The organism is Ewingella americana ATCC 33852, from assembly GCF_000735345.1.
GTDB classification, from domain to species: domain Bacteria; phylum Pseudomonadota; class Gammaproteobacteria; order Enterobacterales; family Enterobacteriaceae; genus Ewingella; species Ewingella americana.
Map to the genome: position 1 here is coordinate 19,572 of NZ_JMPJ01000031.1, position 20,405 is coordinate 39,976.

The 20,405-nt window shown below is 52.5% G+C and carries 21 protein-coding genes; 7 read left to right on the plus strand and 14 right to left on the minus strand.

Features of this window, described 5'->3' with window-relative positions:
* From GEAM_RS04595 to GEAM_RS04640, 10 genes are all read right to left on the minus strand, one after another.
* Entirely contained in the window at window positions 1–1,098 is a 1,098-nt protein-coding gene (locus GEAM_RS04595) for a stealth family protein (protein WP_034788860.1), read from the minus strand.
* Window positions 1,099–1,167: 69 nt separating this feature from the next.
* Window positions 1,168–1,833 carry an ABC transporter ATP-binding protein gene (locus GEAM_RS04600; RefSeq protein WP_034788861.1) on the minus strand — a complete coding sequence of 222 codons (666 nt, stop codon included), beginning with the start codon at window positions 1,831–1,833 and terminating at the stop codon, window positions 1,168–1,170.
* Window positions 1,830–2,606, minus strand: a complete 777-nt coding sequence (locus GEAM_RS04605; RefSeq protein WP_034788863.1) for an ABC transporter permease — start codon at window positions 2,604–2,606, stop codon at window positions 1,830–1,832. The genes GEAM_RS04600 and GEAM_RS04605 overlap by 4 nt, the downstream gene beginning before the upstream one ends.
* A 662-nt stretch (window positions 2,607–3,268) precedes the next feature.
* Entirely contained in the window at window positions 3,269–3,535 is a 267-nt protein-coding gene (locus tag GEAM_RS04610) for a DksA/TraR family C4-type zinc finger protein (RefSeq protein WP_034788865.1), read from the minus strand.
* A gap of 102 nt (window positions 3,536–3,637) precedes the next feature.
* Entirely contained in the window at window positions 3,638–4,141 is a 504-nt protein-coding gene (gene dps, locus GEAM_RS04615; RefSeq protein ID WP_034788867.1) for a DNA starvation/stationary phase protection protein Dps, read from the minus strand.
* A gap of 559 nt (window positions 4,142–4,700) precedes the next feature.
* The gene (tam, locus tag GEAM_RS04620) at window positions 4,701–5,483 is read right to left on the minus strand and encodes a trans-aconitate 2-methyltransferase (RefSeq protein ID WP_034788870.1); all 783 of its coding nucleotides are present in this window, start codon (window positions 5,481–5,483) and stop codon (window positions 4,701–4,703) included.
* 156 nt (window positions 5,484–5,639) lie between these two features.
* Complete coding sequence (locus tag GEAM_RS04625; protein ID WP_034788873.1) at window positions 5,640–6,332, minus strand: anti-sigma factor; 693 nt, start codon at window positions 6,330–6,332, stop codon at window positions 5,640–5,642.
* Window positions 6,329–6,910, minus strand: coding sequence for an RNA polymerase sigma factor (locus GEAM_RS04630; protein WP_034788876.1), 582 nt, complete (start codon window positions 6,908–6,910; stop codon window positions 6,329–6,331). The genes GEAM_RS04625 and GEAM_RS04630 overlap by 4 nt, the downstream gene beginning before the upstream one ends.
* A gap of 65 nt (window positions 6,911–6,975) precedes the next feature.
* Window positions 6,976–7,536 carry a fasciclin domain-containing protein gene (locus GEAM_RS04635; protein ID WP_034788878.1) on the minus strand — a complete coding sequence of 187 codons (561 nt, stop codon included), beginning with the start codon at window positions 7,534–7,536 and terminating at the stop codon, window positions 6,976–6,978.
* A gap of 197 nt (window positions 7,537–7,733) precedes the next feature.
* Window positions 7,734–8,822: a linear amide C-N hydrolase gene (locus GEAM_RS04640; RefSeq protein ID WP_034788881.1), complete on the minus strand. Its 1,089-nt coding sequence runs from the start codon at window positions 8,820–8,822 to the stop codon at window positions 7,734–7,736.
* Between the two features lie 150 nt (window positions 8,823–8,972).
* Between GEAM_RS04640 and GEAM_RS04645 the strand changes: the two genes are divergently transcribed.
* Window positions 8,973–9,845, plus strand: coding sequence for a LysR family transcriptional regulator (locus GEAM_RS04645; protein ID WP_034788883.1), 873 nt, complete (start codon window positions 8,973–8,975; stop codon window positions 9,843–9,845).
* Between the two features lie 16 nt (window positions 9,846–9,861).
* Here GEAM_RS04645 and rhtA read toward each other — a convergent pair whose 3' ends face one another.
* A complete protein-coding gene (gene rhtA / locus GEAM_RS04650) occupies window positions 9,862–10,848 on the minus strand; it encodes a threonine/homoserine exporter RhtA (RefSeq protein ID WP_034788885.1) in 987 nt (328 codons plus the stop codon).
* Between the two features lie 402 nt (window positions 10,849–11,250).
* On the opposite strand from rhtA, the gene ompX reads away from it, so the two are divergent.
* Window positions 11,251–11,778 carry an outer membrane protein OmpX gene (gene ompX, locus GEAM_RS04655; RefSeq protein ID WP_034788888.1) on the plus strand — a complete coding sequence of 176 codons (528 nt, stop codon included), beginning with the start codon at window positions 11,251–11,253 and terminating at the stop codon, window positions 11,776–11,778.
* A gap of 112 nt (window positions 11,779–11,890) precedes the next feature.
* Here the strand turns inward: ompX and GEAM_RS04660 are convergent, their stop codons facing one another.
* The 3 genes from GEAM_RS04660 to GEAM_RS04670 form a co-directional block, all read right to left on the minus strand.
* Complete coding sequence (locus tag GEAM_RS04660) at window positions 11,891–12,655, minus strand: molybdopterin-dependent oxidoreductase (RefSeq protein ID WP_034788891.1); 765 nt, start codon at window positions 12,653–12,655, stop codon at window positions 11,891–11,893.
* The gene (locus GEAM_RS04665) at window positions 12,648–13,313 is read right to left on the minus strand and encodes a cytochrome b/b6 domain-containing protein (protein ID WP_419471217.1); all 666 of its coding nucleotides are present in this window, start codon (window positions 13,311–13,313) and stop codon (window positions 12,648–12,650) included. Before GEAM_RS04665 ends, GEAM_RS04660 begins: the two co-directional genes overlap by 8 nt.
* Before the next feature lie 143 nt (window positions 13,314–13,456).
* Entirely contained in the window at window positions 13,457–14,071 is a 615-nt protein-coding gene (locus tag GEAM_RS04670) for a hypothetical protein (protein ID WP_034788893.1), read from the minus strand.
* 188 nt (window positions 14,072–14,259) lie between these two features.
* On the opposite strand from GEAM_RS04670, the gene GEAM_RS04675 reads away from it, so the two are divergent.
* The 5 genes from GEAM_RS04675 (at window position 14,260) to GEAM_RS04695 (ending at window position 20,330) form a co-directional block, all read left to right on the plus strand.
* The gene (locus GEAM_RS04675; protein WP_034788895.1) at window positions 14,260–14,931 is read left to right on the plus strand and encodes a heavy metal response regulator transcription factor; all 672 of its coding nucleotides are present in this window, start codon (window positions 14,260–14,262) and stop codon (window positions 14,929–14,931) included.
* Window positions 14,928–16,376 (plus strand): heavy metal sensor histidine kinase, encoded by a 1,449-nt coding sequence (locus GEAM_RS04680; RefSeq protein ID WP_034788897.1) that lies wholly within the window; start codon window positions 14,928–14,930, stop codon window positions 16,374–16,376. Before GEAM_RS04675 ends, GEAM_RS04680 begins: the two co-directional genes overlap by 4 nt.
* Window positions 16,377–16,617: 241 nt before the next feature.
* Window positions 16,618–18,285 (plus strand): kdo(2)-lipid A phosphoethanolamine 7''-transferase, encoded by a 1,668-nt coding sequence (gene eptB, locus GEAM_RS04685; RefSeq protein ID WP_034788898.1) that lies wholly within the window; start codon window positions 16,618–16,620, stop codon window positions 18,283–18,285.
* A gap of 6 nt (window positions 18,286–18,291) precedes the next feature.
* Window positions 18,292–19,419 carry an endonuclease/exonuclease/phosphatase family protein gene (locus GEAM_RS04690; RefSeq protein WP_051899412.1) on the plus strand — a complete coding sequence of 376 codons (1,128 nt, stop codon included), beginning with the start codon at window positions 18,292–18,294 and terminating at the stop codon, window positions 19,417–19,419.
* Entirely contained in the window at window positions 19,416–20,330 is a 915-nt protein-coding gene (locus GEAM_RS04695; RefSeq protein ID WP_034788900.1) for a LysR substrate-binding domain-containing protein, read from the plus strand. Before GEAM_RS04690 ends, GEAM_RS04695 begins: the two co-directional genes overlap by 4 nt.
* The last annotated feature ends 75 nt before the right edge of the window (window positions 20,331–20,405 follow it).

Consider the following 20,405-nt stretch of genomic DNA (forward strand, 5'->3'; position numbering starts at 1 on the left):
TTATTTCTCAGATTCAAAGTGATATTTAAGTGCTGTACTTAAGAGGGATTGATAGTTTTCCAGAGGTGCGTTCAGGGTATTAAAATCATTGGCACAGAAGGAGTGGGGGAGTACACCTTCTTTCTTAGCGAGCTTTAGTGCTTTAAAGCTACTTCTCGCTGCTGTGGACCTGATATTAAAGTAGTAGCAGATATCCCTGACGGGCACGGCTTCACCTTTTATATAAGATAACCAAGGTACAAAAAAAGTTGCCAAATTTATGTCATAATTTGTTCTGAATTTATTAGGCAAAAACTCCCTTATTTCATTTGCGTATAATTCCCATGCTTTCTCATAGAGGCTTTTTCTCAGTGGCACATAGGTATGGACCAGCGGAGTATCGATAGCAATTTGGAAGTCTCGGTCAAAGATAGTAACGGATTGCTTAGACGCTGAAAGTGTCGGCGTATTGGTACCTCTAGCCTGCATCGCAGCTAAGCTCTTCTGCGACAAGAACAATGAAGCAATGCCATTACTTTTGAAGAAATGCCCAGCTGGAAGGGGGCGAGCAACAAAAACATCATCATTAAAGTAAATAAAGTGCTCGGCCAGATCAGGTATCTTATGCAAGTGTGCTTCGATTACATGAGAGTTAAATGTCGGCAGATATTTTTCTTCGATGATCTCACTATGATCGATAACTTTAATTCGCGTGTTTTCTTTAAGCCAAACAGGAGATTGTCTGTCAGTAACGATATAAATATGCCTTACCCAAGGCAAATAACGCTCTACGCTTCTTATTGAGTAACGTAATTCATCATGATTACTAAAACGTGCTTCATCCGTTGCATGCTGGCCAACAGTGTTTGTATTAGTAACCGCTTTATGTTGTTGATAGCGTTGTTGCCATTCCAAATCTGAGTCATCTACCCAAGTAAAAACAACATCTATTGGGAAGTCGATATTAATGAGTTTTTCCATTGCAAGATCGTGACGAATAAGAATGCTCTCTTCTAACTCTGGGCATTTAATTTCATTACGAATAATAGGGTGTTTTTTATTGAGATAATCACGGAAGAATATGCCTGGACTTTTAAAAAACTTCTTAATCTTTTTCATTTTATAAAAATTCCAACCTGCATCTTTATTAAGGATTTAGCTTAATACTTTATATATCAAGGTTATTGATTAAATCCCTTCATCCACCTTATAAACCTCAATCGCCTCATCCACTGAATCGAAATACTGCACTTTATTATCTCGACCAATGAACAGTGCCACGTCACAGAACTCTTTTAGTGAGCCGAGACTGTGCGAGACCATTAAAAAACTGGCTTCTTTATGGCGGGCTTTGAACAAGTCGGCGCACTTCTGTTTGAAGCGCGCGTCTCCCACGGCGGTGACTTCGTCGACCAGATAGTAGTCGAACTTAAAAGCCATACTCAGGCCGAAGCCGAGGCGGGATTTCATGCCCGAGGAGTAGGTCTTGATGGGCATGTCGAAGTATTTGCCCAACTCGGCGAACTCTTCAACAAAGGCCACTTTGTCGCGTAACTCACTCTGCGTGGCATAAAGGCGGGCGACGAACTTGACGTTTTCACGCCCGGTCAGGCTGCCCTGAAAACCTCCGGCCAGACCGACGGGCCATGAGATGGTTTTATCGGTCGAGATTTTGCCGCTGTCCGGTCGGTCAATGCCGCCAATCACCCGCAGCAATGTTGATTTACCGGCGCCATTTCGGCCAATCAGCGCAACACTCTTATCTGAAGGCAGCTCGACGTTGAGGTCTTTAAACACATAGTGACGGCCAGCCGGGGTGCGATAGGACTTGGTGAGATTTTCGATTCTGATCATGAGGTCAACATCGCCTCTTCGCGGTTACGATAAAGCGCCAGCCCGACGAACAGGGCGACCAGTGCGCAAAATGCCAGATAGTTTAGGCTTACGCCTTCGCTGATATACCCCGGCACCACGGCTTCTCTACAGAGTTCGACCACGTGAACAATCGGGTTCCACAGTAAATAGGGCCAATAGTCCTTGGGGATGTTATGCAGCGAAAACATGATGCAGGAGATGAAATAGAGCGGTTTGATCAGAATAGGCAGAAACTTCTCGGTCTCGGGGAAGGTCTTCCCGACCACCATAAAGATAAGGCCAATGCCACAGGAAAGAATAACCAGTAGCACCCACACTAGCACCAGCGTGACCATCTTAGTCACTTCAAACTCTTCGCCGGCTAGGCCAACAATCACCATCAGCAGCACGTAAACCACGGCATAAATCATCGCTTCAAGAATGGCGCGGGCGATAATGGTGTCGATAGGTTTGACTGGACGATAGTTGAATAACCCCTGATTTGCCTCAATCGCCCCAATCGAGCGATTAGTAATATTGCTAAAGACAAAGAAGGGAACGATTCCATTGATTAAGAAAACAGGGAAAGAAATATCCGGCATAGTGCGATGCATAATAAAGCCGAATATCGCCAACATAATCAGCATATGTGCCATGGGTTCCAGCGCTGCCCATAGGTAGCCGAGGCGGAACTTGCCAAAGCGGGTTTTAATCTCTCTTAAAAACAAAGCCTTAATCGCGGCTTTTTGCACTTCGAAACCACTGCGTGCCATCTATTGAATTCCAGATTTTGTCGAAAATTTCCACGCTACCGCCCCTGGTTTACAGCAACCAATACGCTGAGAAACGGTGACTCATTTTTTTAAAACAGCAGCAAAAGCAGGCCGCAGGCGAGATAAAAATCACCTGTAAGAATATTTGTAGCGTCGTTAATTGAGTCGAAGGACGGGGCAAAACTGAACATGAGCTAGCCAGGCCAAAAAATAATTTTTAGCCTTTAAAGCGGTGGACGCGGGGTATCTAAACCGCCGAAGCGGGTCAAAACGTGTCGAGTATGATCAGAGCCTTAACAAATATTTCAGCACGTTACAGGTGTAAGCCGAAGTCTGTAAAATTGCTTTAGGCTATTAATTTGTCTTTAATTATTTACCTAGGCTATCGATTAGGATTTTTCTTATCGTGAGATTTAAAATTAATAAATAACAACAGGTTATGATTAGTCCGACTCTGAGATTTTCAATGAAATTAGTTATGATTGAGAACTGTAACCTTACTTGATTATTTCAAATTGCATTGAAATATCAAATTTCGATCTATTTCTGCTTGTTTCAGACTGTTTATTGCTAGCAGGGGTGCCGTGCCAAAAAGCGGGCAGGGTATAGCGGAATAGGGAAGGAAGATTGTCCGCCGGAGAAAAAGGTTGGTTGTTCGCTGACTAACGCAACTGACTATCTTTACTCCCACGACGATTATAACCCGAGTTTGCCTGATGCTTTTTGTCGAGTGCTGTCTGACAGGCAATGCAGTATTGCACACCGGGCAGGGCTTTGCGGCGCGCCTCGGGAATAGGTTCGCCACATTCATGACAGAATTCAGCACTTTCGCCGTGGCCCAGTGCTTGACGCGCGCGGTTGACGGCGTCTTCGACGGTAGAGTCAATTTGATCTTGAACGGCACCGTCTTGTGCCCATCCACTTGCCATAAATCCTCCAAATCAATAGAAAACGGGCCAATGATTTTCACCATTGGCCCGTTACATTCTAAAAGGCTAGAAGTTGTTTAAGACGAAATGTGGACTCTGGTGTTATTCAATATTGGATTCAATGAACCAGAGGAACTTGTCCAGATCTCGTGATGCCGCAGTCAGAATATCCGCAGTATCTTCATCTTCTACTTTGGTTGCCGCTTTACGTGTGTCGTTGGCAACTTGCCCATAACGGTCGGCCAAGGCTTTCAGGTGCTCTTGAACGGTATGAATGTTGGTTGGGTAGCTTTTCAGCGGAGTTTTGTCGTTTACAACCTGCACTGTACCCAGCGCTACGCCACCTAACTGCACCACACGTTCAGCGATGTTGTCCTGATGCTCAGTGATGGCAGTACGGAAGCCGTCCAGCATTTCGTGAACCGCGATGAAGTTCGCGCCACGCATGTTCCAGTGGGCTTGCTTAGTGATCAACGACAGGTCGATGTATTCTGCAACCAAAGGGTTCAACACTTTGATGGTGTCCAGCTTGACGCCTTCTTCAACATCATTACGTGTGTAGAGAAGTTCAGAAGATTTCGTTTTTACCAATTTAGCGGTACTCATAATAGATATCCTCTTTAGTTATCTTTAGTTTAAGCGTTATACGAATTCGATATGGGAATAAGTATAGCAACCTTTTAAAATTCTGCCTTAAATCGTCGGCTATCAATGAAATCGTTAAAAACGAATGGCGATAGCCAGCGTTTTAATAATTCTTCTTCTGCAAATTTGGTCATGCTTTTACATGACGCGTTCTATAAAAGTATGCAGAAGGATATTTAACGTCACATTGTCTTGGTGCTGTTAAATACACTAGGGTCGGGCAGGGTTGATTTCAACCCTAAATTTTAAGATAAATTGCAACTAACTGAATTATAGCTATTTTATTTGGATTTATTTTGGTTTTTATAAATTGATAATATTTATCATTTACATTTTCATTGCGGTTTTATGAAGGTTTTTAAGAGCTATCTTAATTTTAGCTTCAGTTTTTCTTATCAGTGATAATAACCTTGGGTGACTAGGTGTTATTAAGCGGCGAGCAGTCTAAAGGGAATTGGTAATATTTTGTTTCACGGCAGAGTGAATATATTGTCTGCCGTGAAATAGCAGGTGCTGAAAATTAATGGCGCGCGCTTTTGCGGGCAATTAAAAACAGCCGAGGGAAGGCCAGAAGCACGCTGCGGTCGGCACGCGGCAGGTAGACCTGCTCCAGCTCTTGCAGATAGCTGGCGAGGAAGGCTTCCTGCTGGGTTTCATCCAGCGGGGCCAAAAACGGTCGCAGCCCGGTGGAGCTCAGCCAGTCAACAATCGCTTTGGCCGAAGGCATCACGTGATAATAGGTGGTGCGCCAGATATCCACCATCGCACCTTGGCTTGCCAGCAAATCATAATATTGCTCGGTGGTGAGCAGCTGCTTGCGCGAGTTATCTACCCCAGCAATCACATCCTTCCACTCCGGCTGGTCGGCGACCTTTTGCATTAACTGGTGCGATGGTTGCGACAGGTTGTCCGGCATCTGCACGGCAAACACGCCTTCTGGCGCGAGCTGCTGCATCAGGTGCGGGATCAGCTCTTCGTGCCCGGTCACCCACTGGAGCGAGGCATTGCCGTAGATAATGTCCTGCGGCTGGGTCGGCTTCCATTCGCGGATATCCACTTTCTCAAAGCGGCAGGAAGGCAAGCGTTCGCGCGCCTTTTCCAGCATGGCTTGAGAAGTGTCGAGGCCAGTCAGCAGGGCCTCGGGATAGGCGTGTTGCAGCAGTTCGGTGCTATTACCCGGCCCACAGCCTAGATCTGTGATGAATTTGGCATTGGGATGCAGCACACGGGCGAGAAGTTCAGCGGCGGGGCGGGTGCGTTCGGCTTCGAACTGGCGATAGAGATCAGGATTCCAGTCTTTCATGGCGGTTCCTTACAGCGGAGTCGGGGTATTGCCCATAATCCTAGACCGAGTTGATGACGCTGGCGAGTCAGAGTGCAAAGATAAAAAAACGCCGGGTCAGAGAGCTGCCCGGCGAAATAATCAGGAATACTTCTTTTCATAGCTAAAGGGTAATGATTAAAGCGCAATCGCACCGCTGTAGAGTACAGCGCCGGTCGGTTGCCCGGTTGGGGAGCCGCCCTGTGGTTCAAGGCTGATAGCCAGCGTCGAGCCGGGGTCAGGCATCCTGGTCGCCAGTGACAGCTGGGTTGGCGACGCCACATTTAGCAGTCCGAGCGAGCGCGGTTTGCCGCCCGCCGGAATGGTCCACAATTCCAAACTTCGGTCTTTGGCTATCTCCTGCAAATGCAGCGGAGTGAGGGTCAGCTGGTTGGCGTCTTTATCGACGCTCACCACCCATTGCCCGCCGCCAGCGCTGCTATTAGCCAAAATGGCCACCGGCGTGATAGCCGAAGGTTGTACCAGCAGCTTCGGTACCAAGAGTAAAGCAGCCAGTCCTGCCGCCAACGCCCAGCCAAGATAACCACGCCACGGCATTTTGCTTGGTGTTGCAGCGTTGTCGGTTGGCGCAGCTGCCTGCGGCACCGGCCCGAGTTGCAACTGAATGCGTTTCCACACTGACGCGGGTGGCGTGACCGGCGTCAGCTGATTGTCGAGTTGGGTAAAAGCTTCCTGCCAGCGAGCGACTTCGGCCTGCAGCGCCGGGTCGTTTTGCATTGCAATCTCAAACTGGCGACGTGCTGCACCGCGTAAGGTCCCCAGCGCATATTCCGCCGACAGAGCGGCATGGTATTCCCGTCTGTTTTTCATAGGCCCACGCAGCTCTTTAAGTGCTCAAGGGCGCGACGGATCCAGCTTTTAATCGTGCCAAGAGGTTGTTGTAAATGGTCTGAGACTTCGCCGTGCGAAAGCCCCTGATAGTACGCCAGCACCAGACTCTGCCGCTGTTCGCTGGGCAGATGCGCCATGCAGTCGGCCAGCACTTTGGCTTCGGCGTTGTGCTGCAAGTTGCGCAGCGGCTCATCGCTGCCCACCGACAGGCTCTGCTCGAGGCCGTCGTCCAGCTCATCAAGCTGGTTATCACTGCCGCGCATCCAGTCAATAGCGCGGTTGCGCACGATGTGGGTCAGCCAGGTCATCGGCGAACTCAGCGCGCCATTATAAGAAGCGGCCCGGTTCCACGCGGTGATAAAGCTGTCATGCAGTACCTCTTCGGCCCACGCGTGGCGGCGCAGCATGCGCAACGCAACGGCGAACAGGCGCGGCGAAGTCAAACGGTACAATTTTTCGAAGGCCTGACGATCCCCACCAGCCATGGCGTGCATCAGGTCACGTAAGGGATCCTCGGAAGGATCCGGCGTGTTTTTTATTGTTAAATTCTCATGCATTCGCCAGCCCCGAAACCGAAAGTGTGCAGTGGGATTTTTCGCCACTGCACCCAGTATAGACGGTTTTATTTCGGCATCAGCACGGTATCAATCACATCGATCACGCCATTTTTCTGTTGCACATCATAGGTGCTGATGTTGGCAACATCGCCTTTGGCATCTTTCAACTGAATGTTGTGCGGGCCATTGCCAATCAGCCACAGCGCCTGACCATTCACGGTTTTCAGTTCGGCTTTACCACCACCTTTTTTAATCAGCTTTTCCAGATCTTTCATCTCATATTTCCCGGCCACCACGTGGTAGGTCAGGATGCTGGTCAGCGTGGCCTTGTTTTCAGGTTTTACCAGATTAGCCACAGTACCTGCTGGAAGCTTGTTGAAGGCGGCATCGGTGGGTGCGAAGACGGTGAACGGCCCTTTGCTTTGCAGAGTATCTACCAGACCTGCGGCTTTAACTGCCGCCACCAGTGTGGTGTGATCTTTAGAGTTCACGGCGTTCTCGACGATATTTTTCGACGGGTACATTGCCGCGCCGCCCACCATGGTGGTGTCGGACATCATTGCTGCCATTGACGCGGTGCTGAAAAGAATCGAAGCACAGATTGCGGTACGAATAAGCGTTTTCATGATGTGGTCCTTTAAGGGTAAGTAGACAAGGTCTTGTCTCACATCTGTACATACGAACCAGAGCGCGATTTGGATGCAGGAAAATCAAAATAAAATGCAGATATTTTTAACTCGCTGAATTTACGCATAAAAGAACCACGCACGGCGGCGTGGTTTGGCGTGGTTTGGCGTGGTTTGGCGTGGGATCGGGGCGAAAGCTATTTTACCGGCTGGGCCTGCGCCAGCACATTGCCTTCCCAACCCTTTTCCGCATAGTCATTGAGATGCTGGATCTTGCGCACCGGCTGGTCGGCGGCGAAGTTAATGTCACCCAGTTTCACCCATACCTGAGAAGGCGCGAAGGTCGATTTGAAATGATATTCGCCGTGGCTGAGGTCCGACAGGGTGGTCCAGTAAGTGCCGATGCCTTTGTTAAACTGCGGATTTTTGCTGTATTTGGCATAGGCGTCGATCACTGGTTTTTCGTGCGGGCCGGTCGGCGTACCTATTGGGTATTCAATATTGTGCATCACGGATAATAGGAAGCCCTGCGCCTGATTTTTAGTATCGGCTTTTGGCAGATTTTTCAGGTCAAAGGTGGCGCGAACTAAACGCTGATCGGCGTCCAGCCCCAGAGGGATTTGGTCCCGCGTCGCGTGGCTGTATTTGGCCAAATTCTTCAACTGCTGGTCATAAGAGGGCGGGTTAGTCATCACCTGATACTGCTTGCCGTGGTAAATATTCACCTTACCGTTATCGATTTCGATAATTGCCGAGTCGCCGCTGGCGTCCTCAATGGCGATGTGTTTGGTGTCAGACGCGTAATCGATCGGCATCTTTTTGGCGACCAGACGCACGTCGTGCTGGATGGCATTCACAGCGTCATTGACCGTCGCAAAGTTATCGAGGATGTAGCTTAGCCACGCGCGGCTTTCGATAACCGGCTTGTCCTGATTGGACTGCTGCTCTTGGCTGCCATTGGTGTAGAACAGCGTGTGGCCCGCCAAGCCTTTCTCATTCATGCCGTCCATCGGGAAGGCGTCATCGGCATAAATCACCACGCTGCCATACTGAGTTTTCCAGTGTGCGGCGTGGGCATCGTCACCGCCATTGTGCGATACGCCACGCGGCGTGATCACCAGCGCAGGGTCTACCGGGCCGAAGAAGTCCAGATTGCGCGCGCTGATAATATTGCCGGGATCAGTATTCAAAAATGCGCGGGTACAGGCCTCTGCGCTGCTGACCATCGCGCCGCCGAGGGCTAAGCCGATAAGGGTGGCGGATAAGGTGCGGGAAAGGGTTTTCATAATAGGACTCCATGTGCGATTGCCCATCGGGGCGTCAGTTGATGGAGTAGAGAGTACGAGGCAAAAGAGATTGCGTTAAATCACTGTGCGGGGGAAATTCCCCCGGTAGAATGTCGATAAAGATGAAAATAGACGCACTAAGGAGCAAGGATGGCCGCCCTGAGATTTTCACTGGCGCAAATTGAAGCTTTTACCAGCGTGGCGGAAGAGGGCAATTTGACCCGCGCTGCCAAGAAGCTCGGCAAAGATCGCACCACTCTCAGCCAACTGTTGGAATATCTGGAGCTGGATTTAGGCTACAGCCTGTTTGACCGCAGCACGCGCCCCTTGGCCCTAACTGACGAAGGTGTGCGGCTGTATCGCCAAGCGAGGCTGTTCCTGCTAGAGGCGCAGGCCTTTAATCGCACGGCGGAGAACATTCCGCAGCAAATCACCCAGCGGCTAGTCATCGCCTATGACAACTTTATGCCTCGGGGCACGCTCGTCAAACTGACGGCCAAACTGGCGCAGCACCACATTCTGGTTGATTTACTCTGCCAGCCTCGCGAGCAGTGCGAAGCCGCATTAGAGCGCGGCGAGGTGAATATCGGGCTGTATCAGGCGATGAACCGGGCGATCAGCGATCGCTTCAAATGGCGGGCTACCGGCTCGGTGGAGCTGGCGGCCTATGCGGCTCGCGGCGTGTTTACCAGCCAGACGGCGGTGTCGATGCTGACGCTGGCTTCCACTCGCCAACTGATGCCGTTCATTGATTTGCCGACCAGCATGGCGCAGCGCCTGCAAGTGGCGGACAGCATCTGTCGAGTGAATGACTTGGCGCTGCTCCAGCCGCTGCTCAGTGCCGGGGCCTGCTGGGCGCTGTTGCCTTTGCACTTTGGCGCAGACCATTGGCCGGATATCGAAAGGTTGGATACGGAGCTGGGCAATGCCGGACTGACCCACCCGCTGGTGGCGCTGTGGCTGCCCGGTAGCCCGGCGCAGCCCGCGATTGACCAGTTATTGCGGCTGATTGGCGAATGCTAACTGGCCGCGTATAGCCTTATTGATTAGACGGCGGCGGCGGAGAAACCGGCACCGATTCCAACTTGGTTTTGCGCTGAATGGTCAGCGTGGAGCCTGCTGACGCGGCAATAATCGCCGCCAGCGCCAGCCATTGGGTGCCAGTTAGGAACTCGCCGAGGAAGATAATCCCCGACAGCGCGGCCATCGCTGGCTCCATGCTCATTAAGGTGCCGAAGGTTTTGGCGGGAAGCTTGGTCATGGCGACCATTTCCAGCGAATAGGGCACGGCGGAGGTCAGCAGGGCAATCAACAGGCCCAGCGGCAGAATGGACAGCGAAAAGATGGAGCTGTGAGCCTGAAACGCGCCAATGGGGAAGAAGATCAGCGCGCCAATCAAAGAACCCAGCGCCGCCGTGCCGGGGCCATAGCTGCTGCCTGCACGCTGGCCCGCCAGAATGTAGATAGCCCAGCAGGTGCCGGCAAACAGCGCCAGACAGGCACCTTTCAGGTCGATGCTGTCCGTGGACTGCCCGAGGGGCAGCAGGAACCACAGGCCAACCACCGCCAAAATCACCCAGACGAAATCCACCGGGCGGCGAGACGAGAACATCGCCACCGCCAGCGGCCCGGTGAACTCCAGCGCCACGCCGACGCCCAGCGGAATAGTTTGGATAGCCAGATAGAAGCTGTAGTTCATGCTGCCGAGCGCCAGCCCGTAAATCAGCAGGGCTTTCAGGTTGCCGCCGCGCATTTTAATCCGCCACGGTCTGAACCACGCCAACAAGATAAGAGAACCAATGCCTAGACGCAGCGCGGTCACCCCCTGCGGGCCAACCACCGGGAACAGGGTTTTTGCCAGCGACGCGCCGCCCTGCAAAGAGAGCATGGCGATTAATAGCAGCAGCACGGCAATAAGAGGAGAGGCTGACTTGGCAATCGCGGGGAGGGCAGGTGCCGGGTCCGCAGAAATATTATGAGATGTGGTGTTTCCGTCTGCGGGTGAATTTTTGTCTGACTCGGTCATCCTTCGCGCCTTAAATGTGATCCCGATTCCGCGGAATTCTTGTTTTATCACTAAAAACTGTGAGCGATGTGTTGTTGAGGGTTCAGTGTAGAGGGAAAAGAGGGGCGAAAAAATCCAAAAAAATTATTTTTTAGGTTCAGCTTTCGGAAAAACCTGCACTTTTTTGATTGAAAAGTGCGCAAAACTTTAGGAATTTTCTGCTAATCGTAAAAAGTTCAATAAGTTTCACTTATACTTTTTCGACGAAAAAATCATTAATAATCATTAAGATATGTTGTGTTGGAAACTTCTTGTTACACCATATGATGCTTTGGACATCTTATATCAGGCAGAGTTTCACACTGCTTTTTGTTATATTTTCGTGGTGAAGGTTACTTTTGTTTCCCATTTGAGGTGGTTGTTATGAAAAAAATTGCATGTCTTTCCGCATTAGCTTGCGTAGTAGCACTGGGCGCTTCTAGCGCATTCGCAGACACCAGCACCGTAACTGCAGGTTACGCTCAGGGTGATATGCAAGGCGTTGCTAACAAAGCAAACGGCTTCAACCTGAAATACCGTTTCGAGCAAGACAGCAACCCACTGGGCGTTATCGGCTCTTTCACTTACATCGAGAAAAACAGCTACCCAAGCGCTGACAACTATAACAAAGGTCAGTACTACGGTGTGACTGCTGGTCCAGCTTACCGTCTGAACGACTGGGCTTCCATCTACGGTGTTGTGGGTGTGGGTTACGGTAAATTCGAAGGCACCAACGGTGTTAGCACTGTTGACCGTCAGAAATCTGACACTAGCGACTACGGCTTCTCTTACGGCGCTGGTCTGCAGTTCAACCCAATCGAAAACGTTGCTCTGGACGTTTCTTACGAACAGTCTCGTATCCGCAGTGTTGACGTTGGCACTTGGATCGCTGGCGTGGGTTACCGCTTCTAATTATTCGAAAAAGTTAGCGTTCAATCGCTACACGGTTTCGAAAATAAAAACCGCCTCTCGGGGCGGTTTTTTTATGCCTGCTATTTCGTCATTTTATCTCGTCATTTCCGCGTCAAATCCCGCTGTACCAGTTGTAACCCTGATCTTCCCAGTAGCCGCCCGGATATTCATTGGTCACGAAGATAGCGCCAATGTGCTTAGCGTTCTTGAATCCCAGCTTGGTCGGCATGCGTAGACGCAGCGGGTAGCCAAAGTCAGGGGGCAGGGGCTTGCCGCCAAAATCCAGCGCCAGAATGGTCTGCGGGTGCAGCGCCGTCGCCATGTCGATGCTCGAGTAGTAACGGTCGTCGCACTTGAAGCCGACATATTTGGCCGTCAGATCCGCGCCGACGTGCTGCAAGAAGGTTTTCAGCGGCACGCCGCTCCACTGGCCGATAGCGCTCCAGCCTTCAATACAGATAAGCCGGGTGATTTGGCTCTCCTGCGGCAGGCGCTGAAGCTGCTCCAGCGTCCATGGCGCTTTCTTCTGCACTAAGCCCGACACTTCCAGCCGATAGTTAGGAATATCGATTTCGGGGACGTTGTATTCGGGATAATAGGCATTGAAGCGAAACGGCGTAGTGATCTGGTCGGCGCGATAAGTCTGCGCCAGTTTCTGCCCGCCGAACAGCCAACCCTGCACGCGGTCATTCCAGCGCGACATGGCCCACAGCACTTTGTCCACATTGTCGCCATCCTGCAAATTGCAGCCGGTGAGCATCGACACCGCGCCAAGGGTCAGGCCCGAGCGTAACAGCAGGCGACGCTGGATATTCACCAGTTGTTTGCGCTGATCCGGTTCGAGGATAATTTTCGGCTTATCTGCTTTGTCACTCATCGGCGTGCTCCTTTAAGGCCGTTTTCTTGCCGCCGGTGACCATGGCGACAAAGGTTTTAGGCACCAGAAGCACCATCAAAACGTGGATAACCACAAACAGCATCACGCCGCTCATGGCGAAGAAATGCACATAGCGAGCAATGTCGAAGCCGCCAAACAGCCAGACCAGCGCGCTGAACTGCACCGGCTTCCAAATAGACAGCCCTGAGAGCACCAGCAGCGCGCCGAGCAGCAGCACCCCGACATACATTACTTTTTGCACCGCATTGTATTCACCCAGCTTATGAGGCAGCTTGAAGGTGATGGCTTTGACTATGTCTCGCCAAATGGACGCTGGTGTAAAAGGGAAAAAGTCGCGCTTGAAGTGGCCGCTCAAAGCGCCCCACAGCAGGTAAATCAGCGCGTTAGCAGCCAGCAGCCACATTACCGCCAGATGCCAGGCAATATTGCCGCCCAGCCAGCCTCCCAGCGTAGTTATTTGCGGGAAGGTGAGAAATTCGAACAGCGGGTCGGCGTTGTAGATACCCCAGCCGCTCATCACCATGCCAATCATCGCCAGCAGGTTAATCCAGTGGCACAGCCGCACAGGCCAAGGATGGATTTTTCGTGGCTTACGCCGGGCTGGCGAGAGAGGTTTCACCGAAGGTTGATGGCTCACAAGAAGGCTCCTGTGCTATCAAGCAGAGTCGAAAAGAGCGAAGCCAAACGGCGCGAAAAGAGGGGGTTCCGCAGCGTTTGGCCTCTTATTACGGCAACATCGTCAGTAAAATGTTAGACACAGGAGACTGACGAAGACGCCGTTTACATTGGTGGTGCGACGCCGTCTTTGCCAGCGGCGATACCACGAGCAACCAAGTTGCCTTTATCGTCTTTGGCGGCGAACAGCACGATTTTCACGCCCGGTTTCAGCAAGCTGCGGTCGCCCGGCGCTAACAGAACTACTGGCACATCATCAGGCACGACCACGGTTTTCTGCGCGTCATGGTATTTCACGGTCAGGGTGCGGCCATTGCTGTTAACTAGCTTGCCCACGGTGCCGTTGGTCATGGTGTTGATTTTGCCATCGGCGGATTCAAACGGGTTGAAGCCTTCACCGCTGCCGCGCAGGCTTGGTGCGAAGACGTGAACTTCCAGCGCTTTCAGCGTGCCGTCTGCTTGTGGTACGGCGGCGGTGCCGATAAAGCTGTCAGCTTTAATGTCTGAGATCTGGCCTTTAGAAACGCTGTTAACCTTGGTCTGATCGTTGATTTTCACATCCAGCTTGTCACCTTGACGGGTGGTGATTTGCATCGATGAATCATTCACTGAGTCGATAGTTCCGCGCGTCGGTTTAATCACGTTATCTGCTGCGATTGCGCCGGTACACATCAGAAGCGAGCTGAGGACTAAGCCCGCCAGGCGTGTTGAAGTCGTCATGTTAACTCTCCATATTTTTGCAGGTTGATCAAAGTGATAGTGTTTTTGCTATAGGGTATAGCTTAGTTAAGAGTGGACGATAAACCCGAACAGTGAGATGACAACTTGATGACAAAATTGTCATCAAAAATGACAAACAAAACTGCTAAAGTATTTGCCCAATAGTCTCTCATTGATAGGTAGCCTGCATGCGTATACTGGTAATTGAAGATGACGTCAGCACCGGCGACTACCTGAAAAAGGGGCTGGGCGAGGCGGGTTATCGCGTCGATTTAGCTCGCAACGGGGCCGACGGCCTGTTTTTGGCGCTGGAAGAAGAGTATGACGCGGTGATCCTCGACGTGATGCTGCCGGGGCTAAATGGCTGGCAGGTGATGGAAGTGCTGCGCAAAAAAAGCGACGTGCCGGTGCTGTTCCTGACCGCCCGTGACGAAGTACAAGACCGCATTCACGGCCTCGAGCTGGGTGCCGACGACTACCTGATCAAACCTTTCTCTTTTACCGAGCTGGTGCTGCGCATTCGCACCTTGCTGCGCCGCCCGTCGGCCCGCGAGGCGGACACCTATTCGTTGGCGGATTTGCACCTCGACGTGCTGCGCCGCCGGGTGACTCGCCAAGAGCAGATCATCCCTCTGACCAATAAAGAGTTCATGCTGCTGCATTTGCTGATGCGCCGCGAAGGCGAAGTGCTGTCGCGCAGCATGATCGCCTCGCAGGTGTGGGATATGAATTTCGACAGCGACACCAACGTGGTCGACGTGGCGGTAAAACGGCTGCGGGCCAAGATTGATCGCACCTTTGACCTCAAACTGATCCACACCGTGCGCGGCATTGGCTATGTGTGCGAAGTGCGCCCATGAATGTGAAAACCCACGCCAAAAGGGCGAAACGCCCGACTTCCCTGACTCTGCGCGCCACTCTGCTGTTTGGCCTGATTGCCGCGCTGGTGGTCAGCGCGGTGGGGTTCTACCTCTATTATTCGATTGAAAAAGAGCTGATCCGCCGCGCGGATTACCAAGTCAGCGGCCGGGTGCAGTATTTCCGCCAACTGCTGGCGACGGACTTCCCGCTGACTCAGCTCAGCCATAGCCCGCAGCTGTTTGAAAACATGCTCGGCAATGAGCAGGACGTGCTGCAATTTCGCCTGCAAAACAGCGCGCCGATCATCAACGTCAATCCGTCTCATTTGGCACTGCCCGACACGCCACCGGTGGCGGATGGCACAGAGCTAACACTGGCTGATATTCAGCGGCTGACCGCGGCCGATGGCACGCCGGTGCGCTATATTTCTGCGGCGGTGCGCATGCAGGACGGCAGCACGGTGGTTATCTCAGCAGCGCATTTTATGAATGCCGAATCGCAGATGCTGGCGGCGTTTCGCCTCGAAATCATGGGGGCAGTGCTGCTGGCTTATGTCCTGATTGCCGCGCTGGGTTACAGCGTCATTCGCCGTGGCTTGCGGCCGCTGCGCAAAATGGCGCTGGAAGCGGCCAGTATTCACCCGACCAGCCTCAGCACCCGTCTGAGCAGTGAAGATGCCCCGCAGGAGCTTCAGCCGCTGATCCTGTCGTTTAACGCCATGCTGGATCGTCTGGCTGATGGCTATGAGCGCCTGACACAGTTCTCTGCCGACTTGGCTCATGAAATTCGCACTCCGGTGGGGGCGGTGATGGGCCATTGTCAGGTGGCGCTCTACCAGCCGCGCAGCACCGAAGAGTATGAAACGCTGCTGGCCAATAACATGGAGGAACTGGAGCGCATCTCGCGCATGGTGGAAAACATTCTGTTTTTGGCCCGCGCTTCTCATGCTCATTCGGTCCTTAACATTACCCCTCTAGCGCTCTCCTCCGAGACGGAGCGCGTGGCGGATTATTTCGAAGGCTTGGCCGAAGAGCGTGACATGCGTCTGGTGTGTAAGGGGAGCGGCACGCTGCACGCCGATGCGATCTTATTCCAGCGCGCCTTAAGCAATCTGGTGGCGAATGCCATTCGCTACGGCGATGAAGGCACGGAAATCAGCGTGCAGGTGGAGCAGGTGGCGGGCAATACCTTGATTCACGTCGATAGCCAAGGGGAGCCGATCCCGGCCGAAAAACGCAGTAAGCTTTTCGACCGCTTCTACCGCGCCGATGCCTCGCGCAGCGAAGGAGGAAGCTCGAACGGTTTAGGGCTGTCTATCGTGCAAGCTATCATGGCGCTGCATCAGGGGAGTGTGTCAGTGAGCAGCCTTGCGCAGGGCAAAACGCGCTTCACGCTGCAATTCCCGACCACTTATCAGGAGAAAAAAGCCGCGCTTCCTCAATAATTCTTCAATAAGATGAAAAAAAAGCAAAATAAATGTGTTTTCATCTTATTGAAATATATAGATTTCATGAATATTGTTACGTTATCACATTTACTGAAATGATTGAATGTGAACTAAAAGCATTTTTTGCCGGTCAGATTAAGTTATCGAAGTGCACTCTAACGCGTCATTTTTACCTTTCACTTCGGCACGCGCGGGCAGCATAACGCATTTGATTATCTTAAAAGAGCTTCACTGACTGATGCATAAATTACGTTCTCTATCGCAACAGAAAATTTCACTGTTTATTGCGCTCTATCTGGGGATCCTGCTTAACCTACCTATTTTCTTCCGACGCTATGGCCAACTGCATTATAACAATGTGCTATCGATTGCCGTCGAAATGCTGGCCTGTTTCGCGCTGGTTTACTTCCTGACTCTGCTGCTCTCCTTCACCGGTAAAACCGTATTCCGCGTGCTGCTCAGCGTGATTGTGGTGTCGTCCGTTGCCGCCAGCTATTACATGATCCTGTTCAATGTCGACATTGGATACGGCATTTTAGCGGCTGCGCTGGCGTCGGACTCCATCGACCTGTCGAAAGAGTCGATTGGTACTCACTTCGCGGGCTGGGTGGTGCTATTCAGCCTGCTGCCGCTGGTGCTGCTGTGGGCCAGTAAGATGCCGGGGGCGGCACTTAAAGAAACGCGCCCTAAAGGCCTGCTGAAGAAAGTCGTGCTGCTGATTGCCGCCGGTTTAGTCTGCTATCTGCCGCTGCGCCTAATGGGCAAAGTGCAGGACAAGCATGACGTGGTGAATAACCGCATGATGGCAAGCTATGGCGGCGTCGTGGCCGGGACTTACTCGCCGTCAAACTGGCTGTCGGCGTTTGGCCTGTTTGTTTACAGCTCTTACAGCCAAGCCGAAGACACCAAAAACCTGTTCGACCCCGCTAAACACTTCACCTACACGCCGCCAAAAGATGTCAAAGACCTCTACGTGGTGTTTGTGATTGGTGAGAGTGCGCGTCGCGACCACATGGGCGTTTATGGCTATGACCGCGACAACACGCCGAATCTGAGCAAAGAGAAGAACCTCGCCGTGCTTCAGGGCTACTCTTGCGATACCGCCACCAAGCTTTCGCTGCGCTGCATGTTTGTGCGTGAGGGCGGGGCATCCGAAGCGCCACAGCGTACCTTGAAAGAGGCTAACGTCTTCTCCGTGCTGAAGAGCAACGGCTGGAGCTCTGAGCTTTACTCCATGCAGAGTGAGGCGTGGTTCTATAACAAGACCCGCGTGAATGACTACTCGCTGCGTGAAAACATCGCTTCCGAAAAGCGTAACGCCGGTAAGCCGGTGGATGACATGCTGCTGGTGGATGAGATGAAGGACTCGATGGACCACTATCCTAAGGGCCAGCATCTGATCATTTTGCACACCAAAGGCTCGCATTACCTCTATTCCGACCGCTATCCGCGCTCTTTCGCCAAGTATCAGCCTGAGTGTATGGGCATCGACGACTCCTGCTCGACGCAAGAGATGATCAACGCCTACGATAACTCGCTGTTGTATACCGACTACTTCCTTGAGCAGGTGTTCAATCAACTGCGCGACAAGAACGCCATCGTGTTTTATGCTTCTGACCACGGCGAATCTATTTCCAAAAGCATGCATTTCCACGGGACACCGCGTGACCACGCGCCAATCGAGCAGCGTACCGTGCCGATTATGGTGTGGGCTTCTGACAAGTTCTTGTCTGATGACCATAACCGTGCCGGTTTCGATCAGCTGCAAAAGTTGGCTGCGGATAAAACGCCGGTGTTCCATGAAAAGCTGTTTGATTCGATTTTAGGCTGTATCGGCTATACCTCGCCAAATGGCGGGATTGTCGAGCAGCGCAACTGGTGTCATGTGGCAGACGGGAAGGGCTAAGCATCAATGGATTCACTGCGAATTATCGTCAGCGTGCTGACCGTTATTATGGCGCTGCTGACGTTATTGCCGTTGTCGAAGAATCAACGCTGGTGGGTGAGAGTTTGGGACTTCCCGCGACTGCAAATGGCCACGCTGTCATTGCTGTTTTTACTCACCGAACTGTGGGTCTTGCCGTTTGGCGGCCCACTCGCCACGCTTATTATCCTGCTGTCGCTGGCCTGTATGCTCTATCAGGCATGGTGGATCTTGCCCTATACCCGGCTCTATCCGGTGCAGGTGAAGAAAACCGTGCCGAACGGCCATCCGCACATCAAAATCATCAACTGTAATGTGTTGATGACCAACCGCAACAGCGCCAAGCTGTTGGAAATTGTCGAGAAAAACCGCCCGGATATTCTGGTGCTATTGGAAACCGACCTGTGGTGGGAGCAGCAGATGTCGCCGCTGGAAGGCGACTATCCGCACAGCATCAAATGCCCGCTGGATAACCTCTACGGCATGCACGTCTATTCTCGCTTGCCGCTGTTCGACGCGAAAATTCAGTACTTAGTGGCTGAAGGCATCCCTTCAATGCATTTCCGCGCTGAATTAACCTCTGGTCATCAGGTAGTGCTGCACTGCCTGCACCCGATGCCGCCAAGCCCGACGGAAGATGATGAATCCACCAATCGCGATGCCGAACTGGTGGCGGTGGGGCACACGGCTTCACGCGCCAGCTACCCGACCATTGTGACTGGCGACCTCAACGACGTGGCGTGGTCGCGCACTACGCGGCTGTTTATGAAGGTTAGCGGCCTGCTTGACCCTCGTCGCGGGCGCGGTATGTGCAACACTTTCCACGCCAGCTATCCCTTCCTGCGCTGGCCGCTGGACCACGTTTTCCACAGTAAAGAGTTCACCCTGATTGACCTTCAGCGCCTCGAGCCTATGGGCTCCGATCACTTCCCGATTATGGTGGAACTGGCGTTAACGCCGGAGCAGGGGAAAGATCAGAAGAAGCTGCAAATCGACAGCGGTGATATTCAAGAAGCACGCGAAAAAATGGATAACGCCGGGGTCAAAAGCCGCGACGTTCACCACGCCGAGCACGATAGCGCGCAGTTGCGGACTGACTTTGGGCTGCCCTCATGACCAGCGAACGCGACAGATTGCCCTTAGCGGAAGACCTGCGGGTGTTCCTGGCGGTGGTGAATAAGCAGAGTTTTGCCGCTGCCGCCACCGAGCTAGGCCAGTCTCCGGCCTACGTCAGCAAGCGCATTCAGATTCTCGAAGAGGCGCTGAGTGCGCGACTACTGCACCGATCCACGCGCGGCATTCGCCTGACCGAGGAAGGAGAGCGCGCCCAGCGCTGGGCGCTGCGAATTCTGGATAACTTCGACCAGTTTATCGGCGACCTGTCAGATTCCCGCACCGAGCCGCGTGGCAATGTGCATATTTGCAGTTCGTTCGGCTTTGGCCGTTGCCACGTTGCGCCCGCCGTGGCGGAACTGGCGGAACGCTATCCGCAGCTTAGTCTGCGCCTCGACCTGTACGATCGGGTGATTGATCTGGTGGCCGAAGGCGTAGATCTGGAAATTCTGGTGGGGGATGACATCCCCGAGCAGCACATTGGCAAAAAGTTAGCCCAGCATCAGCGCATCCTTTGCGCCTCGCCGGACTATCTCAAGGCGCACGGCGTGCCGGAGTCGCTGGAGGCGTTAACCCAACACCAGTGTCTGGTGCTTAAAGAGCGCGATAACCCTTTTGGCATCTGGTCAGTGACGGCTGAGGGCGAAGAGCAGCGCATTCGCGTCAAAGGGGCGCTGTCGTCGAACAGTGGCGAAGTGGTGCTGCAATGGGCGCTAAAGCACCATGGCATTATTCTGCGCTCACAGTGGGACGTCCAGCCCTATCTCGACAGCGGCGAGCTGGTGCAGGTTTTAGCGGCTTACTCGCAGCCTGCCAGCGTGTGGGCGGTCTATCCGACGCGTTTGGCGGAGTCCGCCAAGCTGCGGGTCTGTGTCGAGTTCTTCCAGCAAAGATTCAGTCAGCTGCTCGGCTAGCGCCGTGATGACCACGGCGCTGATTGCCTGCCCTCTCAAAAACCCACTTTTCAAAACTTAAAGCTCAACGAAACT

Excerpts from the sequence above, each read along its gene's own strand:
- GEAM_RS04595 (WP_034788860.1), bottom strand. The coding sequence starts at position 1,098 with ATGAAAAAGATTAAGAAGTTTTTTAAAAGTCCAGGCATATTCTTCCGT.
- GEAM_RS04600 (WP_034788861.1), bottom strand. The coding sequence starts at position 1,833 with ATGATCAGAATCGAAAATCTCACCAAGTCCTATCGCACCCCGGCTGGC.
- GEAM_RS04605 (WP_034788863.1), bottom strand. The coding sequence starts at position 2,606 with ATGGCACGCAGTGGTTTCGAAGTGCAAAAAGCCGCGATTAAGGCTTTG.
- GEAM_RS04610 (WP_034788865.1), bottom strand. The coding sequence starts at position 3,535 with ATGGCAAGTGGATGGGCACAAGACGGTGCCGTTCAAGATCAAATTGAC.
- dps (WP_034788867.1), bottom strand. The coding sequence starts at position 4,141 with ATGAGTACCGCTAAATTGGTAAAAACGAAATCTTCTGAACTTCTCTAC.
- tam (WP_034788870.1), bottom strand. The coding sequence starts at position 5,483 with ATGAAAGACTGGAATCCTGATCTCTATCGCCAGTTCGAAGCCGAACGC.
- GEAM_RS04625 (WP_034788873.1), bottom strand. The coding sequence starts at position 6,332 with ATGAAAAACAGACGGGAATACCATGCCGCTCTGTCGGCGGAATATGCG.
- GEAM_RS04630 (WP_034788876.1), bottom strand. The coding sequence starts at position 6,910 with ATGCATGAGAATTTAACAATAAAAAACACGCCGGATCCTTCCGAGGAT.
- GEAM_RS04635 (WP_034788878.1), bottom strand. The coding sequence starts at position 7,536 with ATGAAAACGCTTATTCGTACCGCAATCTGTGCTTCGATTCTTTTCAGC.
- GEAM_RS04640 (WP_034788881.1), bottom strand. The coding sequence starts at position 8,822 with ATGAAAACCCTTTCCCGCACCTTATCCGCCACCCTTATCGGCTTAGCC.
- GEAM_RS04645 (WP_034788883.1), top strand. The coding sequence starts at position 8,973 with ATGGCCGCCCTGAGATTTTCACTGGCGCAAATTGAAGCTTTTACCAGC.
- rhtA (WP_034788885.1), bottom strand. The coding sequence starts at position 10,848 with ATGACCGAGTCAGACAAAAATTCACCCGCAGACGGAAACACCACATCT.
- ompX (WP_034788888.1), top strand. The coding sequence starts at position 11,251 with ATGAAAAAAATTGCATGTCTTTCCGCATTAGCTTGCGTAGTAGCACTG.
- GEAM_RS04660 (WP_034788891.1), bottom strand. The coding sequence starts at position 12,655 with ATGAGTGACAAAGCAGATAAGCCGAAAATTATCCTCGAACCGGATCAG.
- GEAM_RS04670 (WP_034788893.1), bottom strand. The coding sequence starts at position 14,071 with ATGACGACTTCAACACGCCTGGCGGGCTTAGTCCTCAGCTCGCTTCTG.
- GEAM_RS04675 (WP_034788895.1), top strand. The coding sequence starts at position 14,260 with ATGCGTATACTGGTAATTGAAGATGACGTCAGCACCGGCGACTACCTG.
- GEAM_RS04680 (WP_034788897.1), top strand. The coding sequence starts at position 14,928 with ATGAATGTGAAAACCCACGCCAAAAGGGCGAAACGCCCGACTTCCCTG.
- eptB (WP_034788898.1), top strand. The coding sequence starts at position 16,618 with ATGCATAAATTACGTTCTCTATCGCAACAGAAAATTTCACTGTTTATT.
- GEAM_RS04690 (WP_051899412.1), top strand. The coding sequence starts at position 18,292 with ATGGATTCACTGCGAATTATCGTCAGCGTGCTGACCGTTATTATGGCG.
- GEAM_RS04695 (WP_034788900.1), top strand. The coding sequence starts at position 19,416 with ATGACCAGCGAACGCGACAGATTGCCCTTAGCGGAAGACCTGCGGGTG.